Genomic DNA, 11,910 nt, shown 5'->3' on the forward strand with positions numbered 1-11,910 from the left:
GGCGCGACATCAGGGGCCCGGGGAACGGCGGGCTCGGGGCTGCTGACGGTTCACTGCCGGTGCGTGCGGTGGCTTCGGGTTCTGTTCAGGCGGCCCGAAGCAGCACGGACGCATCGATGGGCTCCGGCCGTCAGCAGCTCGGACTCGCCGTTCCCCGAGCCCCTGACGGGGCTCAGTGGCGGATCGCGGCCAGGAGGGCGAGCAGGACGAAGGCGAGGACGACCGCGAGGCTGAGCTGGAAGGCGACGGGGTAGTCGGCGGGGGTGTGCAGGTGGGAGAAGAAGGTGGCTCCGACGGTGGCGATGCCGGCGGCGGAGCCGATCCGCTGGGCGGTCTGCAGGACGCCTCCGGCGGAGCCGGCCCGGGCGACGGGGACCTCGTTGAGGGTGAGGGCCTGGTTCGGGGAGACGACCAGGCCGCTGCCGAGGCCGGCCAGCAGCAGCGGGAGGGCGGTGGCCCAGCCGACCTCGGGGCCGTCGAAGAGGTGGACGGCGAGGGCGGCCAGGGCCAGGCCGACGGCGACGGTGCCGAGGCCGAGGACGATCAGCCGGCGGCCGTACCGGGTGACCAGGCGTCCGCCGGCGGTCGAGGCGACCGCGGAGGCCAGCGCGAAGGGGGTGATGGCCAGGCCGGCCTGGAGCGCGGTGTAGTGCCGGCCGGACTGCAGGTAGAGGGTGAAGACGAAGAAGACCGCGGTGAACCCGGCGAAGTAGAGCAGCGAGACCAGTGCGCCGCCGGTGAAGGAGCGGGTGCGGAACAGCTCCGGGTGGACCAGCGGTTCGCGCCGCCGGGCGTAGTGGTGCTCCCAGCGGGCGAAGGCGGCCAGGACGAGCGCGGAGCCCGCCAGCAGCAGCCACTTGCGGGCGTCGTGCCACTGGGCCTGGACCAGCGGGAGCAGCAGCAGGACGGTACCGGTGCCGAGCAGCAGCACGCCGACCGGGTCGAAGTCGCGGCGGGCGCAGGTGTCGGGGGTGGGCGCGGGCAGCAGCCGGTGGGCGATGGGGAGGGCGGCGAGGCCGATCGGGAGGTTGACGTAGAAGACCCAGCGCCAGCCCTCGGCGGTGCCGAACGCGGCGATCAGCAGGCCGCCGAGCAGCGGGCCGACCGCGGTGGAGAAGCCGATGGTGGTGCCGAGCAGGCCGAAGGCGCGGGCCCGTTCGGCGCCGCGGAAGAGCTGCTGGATGAAGCCGGAGACCTGCGGGACCAGCAGTCCGCCGGACATGCCCTGGAGCAGCCGGGCGACGACCAGCCAGGTCTCGCCCTGGGCGGCGCCGGCCAGCGCGCTGGTGGCGGTGAACAGGGCGAGGCCGGTGAGCAGGACCGGGCGGCGGCCGACCGCGTCGCCGAGCCGTCCGGCCGGGACCAGCACCAGCCCGAAGGCCAGCGAGTAGCCGGAGAGCACCCATTGGAGTCCGGCCTCGGACATGTGCAGTCCGGCGCGCACGGACGGCAGGGCGACGTTGACGATCGACACGTCGAGCAGGGTCATGAACCCGGCGACCAGGCACACCGCGAGGGCCCGCCAGCGGCGCGCCTCCTCGGGAGCGGGGGCACCGGTGGTGGTGGGCTGGGTGGCCAATGCGGGGTTCCCTTCCGTCCGGCGTCCAGTCTCGGAGGCGCCGGCGGCGGCGGGCGGGCGGCGCGCCGGGGGCGAGGGCCGGTCGGCTGACGGCGGGTCAGGCGGCGGGCGGCAGGTCGAGCGGGATCCGGCGGGCGTCGGCGGCGGCGGGCGGGGCGGCGCCGAGGTCGGTGAGGGTGGTGACGACGACGGCGTCGGGGCCGGGGAGCCAGTTGCTGGTCTTGGACTGGACGGTGACGGTCTGGACCTGCGGGGTGCCGTCGCAGACGACCAGGGTCGGGGAGGTGCGGGTGGCGCCGAAGGCGATGCCGGCGGGGTCCTCGGGGTCGCTCTGCTCGACCGAGGTGTTCAGCGAGCGCGGCTGGTCGGTGGGCGCGCAGGTGTAGGCGAGGGTGACCCGGGACCGGCTGGGGACCTTGGGGTCGATGACGGCCCCGGTGATCGCGACGGAGGTCCGGGCGGCCGGTGCCGGGCTCTCCGCGGGCTGCCCGGTCCCGGCTCCGGTTCCGCTCGGCGACGGCGACGGCGACGGCGACGGCGACGAGGAGGGCAGGGACGAGGGCGAGGGGTGCTCCTCGGGCTGCCCCGTTCCGGCCGGGGAGGGCGACGGGGACGGGGAGGGCTGCGGCGCGGGCTCGCCGGCGAGGGCCGGGGCCAGGGCGGCCGCACCGGCGGCGAGGGCGAGCAGGCCGGTGGCGGAGAGGAGGCGGAGGTGCACGGCGGGCCTTTCGGTCGGCGGCGTGGTTGCTCCGACTCTCCGTCAGCGCGGCGTCCCGGGCGAGCGGTCGCGCCCGGGCGGGTGTCAGCCCGGGCGGTACGGGAGTTCGATCTCCGCCCAGACCACCTTGCCGTGCTTGGTGGGGCGGCTGCCCCAGCGGTGCGCGAGCTCGCTGATCAGGTGGATGCCGCGGCCGCCCTCGTCCTCCTCGGCGGAGCTGCGCAGCCGGGGCGGCTGGCCGCCGGCGTCGGAGACCTCCAGGGTGAGGGTGCGGTCCCGGAAGATCCGCAGCCGGCGCGGGGCGTCGGCGTGCAGCAGGGCGTTGGTGACGAGTTCGCTGACCACGAGTTCGGCGTAGTCGGTGAGGCCGGACAGGCCCCAGGCGTCCAGGGTGGTGCGGGTGAAGCGGCGGGCGCGGGCGGGCAGCGGGCCCTCGCTGGGCAGCAGCAGGGTGGCGATCCGGTCGGCGGGGACGGGCAGGACGCGGGCCATGATCATGGCGATGTCGTCCTCGGTGCCGTCGGTGACCAGGGCGGAGAGCGCGGCGTCGCAGCTCTCCTCCAGGGTGCGGCCGGGGGTGGCGAGGGTGCGGGCGAGCAGGTCGATGCCCTCGTCCAGGTCGCGGCCGCGGCGCTCGACCAGGCCGTCGGTGTAGAGCGCGAAGGTGGCGCCGGGGGGCAGGGTGAACTCGATCGACTCGAAGGCGCCGCCGCCGATGCCGAGCGGGACGCCGGGCGGCAGGTCGACGACGTGCGCGGTGCCGTCGGGGTCGACCCGGACCGGCGGCAGGTGGCCGGCCGAGCAGACCACCACGCTGCGGTCGACGGGGTCGTAGACGGCGCACACGCAGGTCGCGAACTGGCCCTCGCCGATCGCCGAGGCAGTCTCGTCGAGCCGGCCGAGGACCTGTTCGGGCGGCAGGTCGAGGGTGGCCAGGGTGCGGGCGACGGTGCGCAGTTGGCCCATCGTGGCGGCGGCCCGGATGCCGTGGCCCATCACGTCGCCGACCACCAGGGCGACGCGTCCGCAGGACAGCGGGACGACGTCGAACCAGTCGCCGCCGACCTCGCTGACCACGCTGGAGGGCAGGTAGCGGTGGGCGATCTCCAGGCCCAGGGTGCGGTGGATCTCCTGCGGCAGCAGGCTGCGCTGCAGGGTGAGGGCGGTCTCCCGCTCGCGCCGGTAGAGCCGGGCGTTGTCGATGGCCAGCGCGGTGCGGGCGACGAGCTCCTCGGCGAGCGAGACGTCGGCGGCGCCGAACGGCTCGGGGTTGCGGGTGCGGACGAACTCGGCGCCGCCGAGCACCATGCCGCGGGCGATCAGCGGCACCAGCAGGTAGGAGTGGATGCCGGCCGCGATGCCGGGGGCGACCCGCTCGGGGTCGGGGACCAGGCCGCGCAGCACCTCCTCGTCGACGTGCGGCTTGAGCAGCGGGCGGCCGCTGCGCAGGCACTGGGTGTAGATCCGGTGCGGGCCGTACTCGGTGGTGCCGCCGACCACGTCGGCCGCGCCGGTCAGCCCGGAACCGTATGCCTCGCCGACCGCGACGGCGCGGACCTGGATGGCCCGCTCCGGCTGGATCGGGGCGGGCTCCTCGCCGCGCAGCACGGGTTCCAGCAGGTCGACGGTGGCGAAGTCGGCGAACTTGGGGACGATCGCCTCGACCATCTCCTCAGCGGTGCGCTTGAGGTCGAGGGTGGTGCCGATCCGGGCGCCGGCCGAGGCGAGCAGGGTCAGCCGCTCCTGGGCGCGGGAGGCGCGGGCCTCGGCCTGGAAGCGCTCGGTGACGTCGATGATCGAGGAGGAGACGCCGAGCACCTTGCCGGTGGAGTCCTCCAGCCGGAAGTAGGACGCCGACCAGGCCCGGTCGCGGCGCGGGTCGCCGGGCACCCGGCCGTGCGAGCGGGCGTCGACCACCGGCTTGCCGGTGGCGATCACCTGCCGCATCACGTTCTCGATCTCGTGGGCGTTGATGCCGGGCAGCACGGCGGAGATCCGGCGGCCGAGGTGCTGCTCGGCGCTGAGGCCGTTGATCCGGGCCAGCGCCTCGTTCAGCCGGACGAAGCGCAACTCGGTGTCGTAGACGGCGAGGCCGATCGGGGACTGGTCGAAGAAGCCGTCCAGCACCGCCAGGTCGGACTCGACCTCGTGCAGCGCCTCGGCGTCGGAGGCGGTGGCCAGCAGCAGGGTGCGGCCGTCGGGGCCGGCCACCGGGTAGGTGTGGAACTCCAGCTCGACGGTGGAGCCGTCGCGGCGGCGCACCGGGTGGGTGCCGGACCAGCCGCGGCCCGCGACCAGGCGGTCGAACAGCTTCTCGGCGGCGGCCCGTTCCTGCTCGGGCAGCAGCAGCCGCAGCGGGTGGGCGCCGATGGCCTGTTCCGCGGACCAGCCGGTGAGCGCCTCGGCCTCCTGGCTCCAGTGCAGGATCCGGCCGTCCTCCTGGACCAGCGCGGTGGCCAGCGGGACCAGGCGGTGTCCGGCCAGGCGCGCGGCAGGGGCGCCCGCCGCGTCGCGGCCGGGCTTGCGTTCGAACCCGTGCGTGCTCAGTTGGCCACCTGCCCGGTACCTTCCCCGGTTCCACCGGTCGTTCCGGCTTCCACCAGACTGCACGGCCCACCGGGCGCTGGCGACTGGTGGTCGTGCGGGCCGTCGGACCGGAGATGCGAGTCTGCTCGATTCGGACCGGTTCGGGCAAGGGTGTGGCCTTCAACTGCCGGTCACGGAGCATTCCGGCGGGCTTCCGGTCCGCTCGGTACGCTCGATCGGGCCGGTCCGCGAGGGCGGTCCTGCCGGGGGATGCGGGCGGCGGGGGTGCCGGTCGTCATCGGCGGCTCCTGGTCGGCGCGTTCGGGTTCCGGGCGGCGGGCGGGGCCCGGGGCCCGGGGCCCTCGATCCTATGCGGGGCCGCCGGCCCGGTGGTCCCGCTGCGCGGCGCGGGCCCGCAGTGCGCGGCGGAGGACCTTGCCCTCGGCGGACCTCGGGACCACCCCCAGGAACTCCACCCCGCGCAGCCTCCCGGGCGGGGCGACCCGGCGGGCCACGTACTCGACCACCTCCTGCTCGGCCAGTTCGCAGCCGAACGCGGGGACCACGTACGCCTTCGGGTGCTCGGTGCCGTGCGGGCCGGCGACGCCGACGACGGCGGCGTCGGCGATGCTCGGGTGGGTGCGCAGCAGGGCCTCCAGTCCGGCCGGGGCGAACCGGTGCCCCGGCGGCCCGATCAGCTCCTCGACCCGGCCGGTCACGAACAGCCAGCCCTCGGCGTCGACCCGGCCGACGTCGCCGCTGTGCAGCCAGCCGTCCCCGTCGACGGTGGCGGCGGTCCCGGCCTCCTGGTCGAGGTAGCCGCCCATCACCTGCGGGCCGCGGAACAGCAGTTCGCCGTCCTCGCCGGGGCCGAGGTCGCGGGGCGGCCCGTCCAGGGAGCGGATCCGCAGTTCGGTGCCGGGCAGGAGGCGGCCGACGGTGCCGGTCGGCGGGTGGGGCTCGCCGGGCGGGACGAGGTGGGTGAACGGGGAGAGTTCGGTCATGCCGTAGCCCCGGAGCAGGTGCGGCAGGCCCAGCCGGCGGGCCGCGGCGGCGGCCGCGACCGGGTCCAGCGGGGCGGTGGTGCTCAGCACGTGGCGGACCGAGGAGAGGTCGAAGCGGTCGACCAGCGGGTGCTTGGCCAGCGCGAGGACGATCGGCGGGGAGACGTGCACCGCCTCGATCCGGTGGCGCTGGATCGCGGTGAGGAACTGTTCCAGGTCGAAGCGGGGCAGCACGACGACGGTGGCGCGGGCCCGCAGCGGGCGGTTGAGCAGCGCGGCCAGGCCGTGGGCGTGCCAGAACGGCAGCGCCGCCAGCACGCGCTCGCCCGGGCGCGGGCCGAGCAGGGCGTCGGCCTGGACCAGGTTGGTGGCCACCGCGCGGTGGGTGAGCAGCACGCCCTTGGGCAGGCCGGTCGTCCCGCTGGAGTACGGCAGCACGGCCGGGTCGGTGGCCGGGTCGAGGTCCGGTTCGGGCTCCGGGGCGGAGGAGGCGGCCAGGTCGGCGAGCGAGCGGGGCGCCCCGGCCCCCCGCGGGCCGGCCGGCTCGTCGCAGAGGAAGATCCCGGCCACCGGGTGCCCGGCGGCGGCCAGCCGGGCGACCGGCAGCAGTTCGGCGGTGGTGATGATCCAGCGGGCGCCGCAGTCGCGCAGCCGGCGGGTGAACTCGGCCGCGCCGACCAGCGGGTCGACCGGGGCGACGGCCGCCCCCGTGCGGGTGGCGCCGTAGAGGGCCAGCGGGTAGGCGAGCGAGTTCGGGCTGTGCAGCGCCACCACGTCGCCCTTGGCCACCCCGGCCTCGGCCAGCCCCGCGGCCAGTCGGCGGCTCGCCGCGTCCAGCTCCCGGTAGCTGACGCTGCGACCGGTCAACCCGTCGACCAGGGCCGGGCGTTCGGCGTGCTCGCCGTTCGCGCAGCCGCCCAGGACCGCCTCGTGCAGCGGCCGGTCGAGCGGGGTGACGGGCGGGTAGTCGCTGTGGAACACCATGCGGGCCTCCGGGCGGCTCGGCGGTCGCGGCCGCGGGGCGCGGGCGCGACCGCAAGCGTGCCGGGGTGCCTGGGCCGCCACCAGGGCGCGCGACGGGCTTACCGGCGTACGGGGTCACGGTGCCCCGGCGCACGGGGTGGCGGGCCTACCCGTGCGGGGGTGCGCCCTCCTGGCGGGTGACCAGTTCGAGCAGGCGGGCGTGGGTCTCCGGGTCGGCCGCCGCGATCAGGCCGCCGCCGCCGCTGTGCACCGGGGCGCCCCGCAGGTCGGTGACGGTGCAGCCGGCGGCCTGGCAGAGCGCGATGCCCGCCGCGAAGTGGACGCTGTCCGCCAGGTGGCCGTCCGTCAGGTAGGCGGCGCGGCGGCCGGCGGCGACCCAGGCCACCGCGAGGGTGCTGGACACCACGCGGGGGCGGAAGGCGGATTCGAACTCCGGGTCGGTGAGCAGCCGGGCGACGCGCAGCGCGGGGGCGTTCGGGTAGGGCGGGTCCAGGTTGAGGTCGACCAGCCGGGAGTCGGCGGACGGCCGCAGCGGGGTGTCGCGGCCGTCGCGGCCGTCGCGGCTGTCACGGCGCAGGTGGGCGGCGGTGCCGTCGGTCCAGTACGTCTCGCCGGTGTACGGGTCGGCGGTGGCCGCGGCGGTGGTCCGGCCGTGCTCGCGCAGGGCGACGTTGACCGCCACCAGGTGGGTGCCCACGGCGAAGTTGAGCGTCCCGCACAGCGGGTCCACCAGCCACCGGCGGGCCGCGCCCGCGGCGCCGGAGCTGCCGCCCTCCTCCCCCGTGAACGCGTCCTCGGGCCGCTCCCGGCGGAGCAGGCCGAGGACGGCCCGCTCGGCCTCGACGTCCACGGCGGTGGCGAAGTCGCCGCCGCCCTTGTCCTGCCGGGCGATGTCCTCCCAGGGGCGGTCGCGGACCACCCGCGCCCCGAGTTCGGCGGCCCGGCGGGCGAGGTCGGCGTCGGTCACGGGCGGGCCTTCCGGTGGGTGGAACGGGTGGGCGGGCACGGGCCGGGCGGGCGCGGGCACGGGCGGGGCCGGATCAGGCGTCCGGGTCCCAGTCGTAGAGCTGGTGGAGGAGCACGGCGTCGCCCTCGGGGCGGAGGTCGTCGATCGGGGTGCGCCCGTGGAGGACCGCGAGCAGTTCGGCGGCGCTGCCGCGGAGGGTGGCGTCCGGGGCGGCGGCGGGGGCGGTGCGGGTCGCGCGGACACCGGCCGGGGAGAGGGTGAGGTACCAGCCGGGGCCCTCGGTGGCCCGGAAGGCGAGGGTGGCGGGGGCGTGCGGCCAGGGGACGGTGGTGGAGCAGCAGGTGAGCAGGAACTCCTCGACGGAGTCGAGCGCGACCTCGGCCGGGACGGCGGCGGGCAGACCGGCGGCGAGCTGGGCGTCGTAGGTGTGCACGGCGGTCTCGCCGAGGCGGCGGCGGGCGGCGGCCGTGGTGTCCCGCGGGGACTGGGCGAGCTCCCACCACGCCCAGCAGGGGGCGCCCGGGCCCGCCGCGCGGAGCGCCCCGAGGAGCTGCTCGGTGGCGGCGGCGAACCAGGCCACCAGGGCCTCCCGCTCGGCGGGCGCCACCTCGACCGGCCGGGGCGGGGGCGTCTCGGCGGGACCCGCGGCGACGATCGCGGCCCAGAAGAGCTGGCCCCGGCCGAGGTGCTGGGCCAGCTCGTGCAGCGTCCACCCGGGGCAGGTCGGGACCTCGGCGCCGAGGTCGGGGGCGGCGGCGAGCACGCCCCGGAAGGCCGCGGAGCGGTCGTCGAGCAGGCTCAGCAGGGTCGGGAAGTCGAGATCGGCGGACACGATTGACTGTCTATCATCAAGCTTCTGGCGAGTGGAAGCGGATATTCAGCGGGTGGGGCGGCGAGGGCCGGGCGGGGTTGCGCGGCGCGGGCCGCTGGGCCGAGCGGGGGGCCGGCCATGTCCGTTCGGCGGTCGGCTCGTTGGGGTGGGCGTGGGGAAGAGACCGCCGTGGTTGGTGTCGGACGACTTGTGGGAGCGGATCGAGCCGCTGCTGCCGGTGCGCCGGCAGGGGCTCGGGCGTCCGTCGGCGAAGGACCGCGGCTGCCTGCAGGGGATCCTGTTCGTGCTGCACACCGGGATCCAGTGGGAGTGGCTGCCGCAGGAGCTGGGCTTCGGGTCGGGCATGACCTGCTGGCGGCGGCTGCGGGACTGGCAGGAGGCCGGGATCTGGGACCGGCTGCAGCGGATGCTGCTGGACGAGTCGTACCGGGCGGGCGGGTTGGACTGGTCCCGGACGGTGATCGACGACTCGCGGCAGCGCGGCCGCGGCCGCCGGTGACCCGCTGCGCGGCCCGGCCGGGTCACCGGGCGAGCAGTCGGGCGGGACTCAGGGGGCGCCCCCGGCAGCAGGACCGCGAGTGGCGGCAGGAGCGCGTCCGGGACGGGGTGGGCGTCGAACATCCAGGCGTCGTCGCCCCGTTCGAAGTGCCCGCGGATCCGGCGGACGGCCTCCCGGTCCAGGGTGCGACCACGGTCCGGTCGCCCTCGCCGCGCCGGACGGCCAACTCCCGGGCGACGTTCGCCGCGTCCTGGAACGGGTGGGGCCGTCGGGCCACCGTCGGTCTCCTGGGCGCCGTGCGGGTCGGGTCGGCCCCAGGCGACCGTCGGGTGGCGGGGCTGCGGAATGATCTGCCGCATGGTGGACGTGGTCTTCTTCGATCTGGACGGCACCCTGGTCGATCACCGCAGCGCGGTCTTCGCGGCGATCGACCGGATCGTCCGGGAGGCGCCGGGCGCGACGTCGGGTCCGGAGGAACTGGCGGCGGTGTGGTGGCGGTTGGAGGCGCGCCACATGTGGGCGTACCTGGGCGGCGAGTGCTCGTTCGCCGAGCACCACCGGCGCCGGGCCGCCTCCTTCCTGCCGCTGCTGGGCGAACCCGTCCCCGGGGACCCGGCACTGCTGGACGCCTGGATCGCCGAACGCTACCTCCCGGCGCTCCGGGACTCCTGGCGCTGCTACCCCGACGTCCTGCCCGGCCTGGACGCCCTCGACCGCCTCCCGCGCCCGCCCCGGAAGCTCGTCCTCACCAACGGCGACCCCGGACAGCAGCGCGCCAAACTGGCCCGCTTCGGCCTGCTCGAACGCTTCGAGGACGTCCTGACCCCGACCGAACTCGGCACCGCCAAGCCCGCCGCGTACGCCGCCGCCTGCCGCCGGGCCGGCACCACCCCCGCGCGGGCGGCCAACATCGGCGACGTGCTGTCCGGCGACGCCGCCGCGGCCGGAGCGGCCGGACTGACCGGCGTCTGGCTGGACCGCGGCATCGACTTCGTCACCGGCGGCCCGTCCCCGGTGGCGGAGGCGTCGGTGCTCCGGATCGAGACACTGACCGAACTGGTCGAACTGGCGCTTCCGGGCGGTCCGTTGGCGCGCGACTGAGCCCGACGGCCCGCCCGGTCCGGCCGGGCCGGGCGGGTCGGGCGGGCCGGGCGGGTCGGGCGGGCCGGGCGGGTTCAGAACAGGTCGAGCAGTCCGGTCAGCGAGGTGAGGACGGACGGGTCGGCGGTGGGGGCGTCCCGTTGGAGGGTGCGGCCGGCGTAGCCGAGTCGGGTCGCGGCGGCGACCAGGGACGGGTCGTCGTCGACGAACAGGCAGTGGGCGGGGGCGAGTTGCAGGGCGTTGCTGGCGTGGTGGTACATCCGGGGGTCGGGCTTGTTGCAGCCGAGGACCGCGGAGATCGCGTACGCCTCGAAGAAGCGGTGGATGCCCAGGCCGGCGTGCAGGTCGGGGAGGTTGGGCCAGGCGTCCGAGACCACGGCCATCCGGACGCCGCGGCGGGCGAGTTCCTCCAGGGTGTCCACGACGTCGGGGTAGGTCTCCAGGATGGTGGCGGGCGGGACTTCGCGGCGCAGGTCGGCGAGGAGTTCGGGGGTCGGGTCCGCGCCGAGGGCGTGGAGCAGCAGCCGGTGGTAGTCGTCGGTCGCGGGGGTCGTCGGGGAGGCGTCGAGGTAGCGGTCGCCCGCGGCGATGGCGGCCGCGAAGCGTTCGGGCGGGACCGCGGGCAGGTGGGCGAGGACGGTCCGTTCGAAGTCCGCCCGCGGGTTCCAGCGGCCGCCGATCGGCCGCATCAGGACCCCGCCGGAGTCGAGGAGGACGGCGCGGAGTTCTTCCCGGGGTACCGGTCGTGTCGTCATCCGGCCCATTCTGGCCACCGGGCGGCCCGGGGTCGACCTCCGTCGCCGCCGGACCGGGATGCCGCTCCTCGATCTGCCGGGCGGGCAGGGGGAGCACGCGGCGGCGGTGGCGGTCAACGTGGTGATCGCGGCGCGGGCCCCCGAGCGCCGCCCGCCCCGTTCGCCTGACGAACTCGCGGGAGCCTGACGGGAGTTGCACGTCTCCCTGGACAGCGCCGGACCGGTCGTCGACCCCTGACCTGCCGTCGGCCGACGCCCGGGGTGTCGGGGCACCCCGGCGCCCCGCCCGTCGGTGAGGTGCGGCATGCTCCACGCATGCTTCACGCGATGACCGAGCGCGGACTGTCGATGCGCGACCCCGGGCCGGCGGCCCTGAGCCGCCTGGTGGCGAACATGCAGCGCGGCGAGTCCCGGCTGACCGTCGAACGGTTCGGCGCGGACGAGCCGGCCGGCGACTGGTACGTGCGGGTGCGCCTGCAGGAGAACGGCGTGTACGAGCTGGAGTACCGCGACGGCGTCCCCGCCGAGCACTACCGGACCCTGAGGCTCTCCCTCGCCAAGGTGGTGGACGCGCTGGTCGGCTGGTCGGCCGGACGGACGGCGTGGCGCGCGGAGTTCGACTGGACCGACATCGGGCACCGCCCGGAGGGCGCCTCGGACGGCCCGGACCCGGACCGCGACTGAGGGCGCGGTCCCGTCCGGGGCGGACGGGGGGCGGGCGGGACGCCTCAGAAAGTGTGGGGTAATTGATCAACTGCGTGGCGTGATCCACTGGCGGTGATCTTCGTGGTCGGGTGTCCGCGATGATCGCCGCCATGTGCGTCTGTGTCTGCAAGCCGTCGTATGACTCGTCGTTGACGGATGCTCAGTGGGCTGTGATCGAGCCGCTGCTGCCGCGGCGCGATCCGCGCCGGGCGGGCCGGCCGCTGAAGTTCCCGCGTCGGC

Annotated in this window: 11 protein-coding genes and 1 pseudogene; 5 read left to right on the forward strand and 7 right to left on the reverse strand. The window is 76.2% G+C overall.

The genetic code is table 11. The features are described from left to right. Window positions 1-172: 172 nt before the first annotated feature. The 6 genes from ABD345_RS04200 to ABD345_RS04225 form a co-directional block, all read right to left on the reverse strand. A complete protein-coding gene (locus ABD345_RS04200; protein ID WP_344550344.1) occupies window positions 173-1,579 on the reverse strand; it encodes an MFS transporter in 1,407 nt (468 codons plus the stop codon). A gap of 97 nt (window positions 1,580-1,676) precedes the next feature. Beyond that, entirely contained in the window at window positions 1,677-2,297 is a 621-nt protein-coding gene (locus ABD345_RS04205; RefSeq protein ID WP_344550346.1) for a hypothetical protein, read from the reverse strand. 84 nt (window positions 2,298-2,381) lie between these two features. Further along, window positions 2,382-4,907: a SpoIIE family protein phosphatase gene (locus tag ABD345_RS04210; protein WP_344550348.1), complete on the reverse strand. Its 2,526-nt coding sequence runs from the start codon at window positions 4,905-4,907 to the stop codon at window positions 2,382-2,384. Window positions 4,908-5,191: 284 nt separating this feature from the next. Beyond that, window positions 5,192-6,811, reverse strand: a complete 1,620-nt coding sequence (locus tag ABD345_RS04215) for an AMP-binding protein (protein WP_344550349.1) — start codon at window positions 6,809-6,811, stop codon at window positions 5,192-5,194. A gap of 145 nt (window positions 6,812-6,956) precedes the next feature. Further along, window positions 6,957-7,778, reverse strand: a complete 822-nt coding sequence (locus tag ABD345_RS04220) for an inositol monophosphatase family protein (protein ID WP_344550351.1) — start codon at window positions 7,776-7,778, stop codon at window positions 6,957-6,959. Between the two features lie 73 nt (window positions 7,779-7,851). Continuing rightward, window positions 7,852-8,610 carry a maleylpyruvate isomerase family mycothiol-dependent enzyme gene (locus ABD345_RS04225; RefSeq protein WP_344550353.1) on the reverse strand — a complete coding sequence of 253 codons (759 nt, stop codon included), beginning with the start codon at window positions 8,608-8,610 and terminating at the stop codon, window positions 7,852-7,854. A gap of 151 nt (window positions 8,611-8,761) precedes the next feature. Between ABD345_RS04225 and ABD345_RS04230 the strand changes: the two are divergent. Both ABD345_RS04230 and ABD345_RS04235 read left to right on the forward strand, forming a co-directional pair. Then, a pseudogene (locus tag ABD345_RS04230) lies at window positions 8,762-9,103 on the forward strand (transposase); the annotation flags it as partial. Window positions 9,104-9,466: 363 nt separating this feature from the next. Further along, window positions 9,467-10,210 carry an HAD family hydrolase gene (locus tag ABD345_RS04235; RefSeq protein ID WP_344550354.1) on the forward strand — a complete coding sequence of 248 codons (744 nt, stop codon included), beginning with the start codon at window positions 9,467-9,469 and terminating at the stop codon, window positions 10,208-10,210. A 74-nt stretch (window positions 10,211-10,284) separates the two neighbouring features. Here ABD345_RS04235 and ABD345_RS04240 read toward each other — a convergent pair whose 3' ends face one another. After that, complete coding sequence (locus tag ABD345_RS04240; protein ID WP_344550356.1) at window positions 10,285-10,965, reverse strand: HAD family hydrolase; 681 nt, start codon at window positions 10,963-10,965, stop codon at window positions 10,285-10,287. 58 nt (window positions 10,966-11,023) lie between these two features. Here ABD345_RS04240 and ABD345_RS04245 point away from each other — a divergent pair, with 58 nt between their 5' ends. The 3 genes from ABD345_RS04245 to ABD345_RS04255 form a co-directional block, all read left to right on the forward strand. Further along, on the forward strand, window positions 11,024-11,152 hold the full coding sequence (locus ABD345_RS04245; RefSeq protein ID WP_344550358.1) for a hypothetical protein: 129 nt from the start codon (window positions 11,024-11,026) through the stop codon (window positions 11,150-11,152). Window positions 11,153-11,292: 140 nt separating this feature from the next. Continuing rightward, window positions 11,293-11,649, forward strand: coding sequence for a hypothetical protein (locus ABD345_RS04250; protein ID WP_344550360.1), 357 nt, complete (start codon window positions 11,293-11,295; stop codon window positions 11,647-11,649). Between the two features lie 131 nt (window positions 11,650-11,780). After that, the coding region (locus ABD345_RS04255; protein ID WP_425556764.1) for a transposase at window positions 11,781-11,910 on the forward strand (130 nt) is incomplete at its 3' end.

Source organism: Kitasatospora saccharophila (assembly GCF_039529925.1).
Lineage (GTDB): Bacteria > Actinomycetota > Actinomycetes > Streptomycetales > Streptomycetaceae > Kitasatospora > Kitasatospora saccharophila.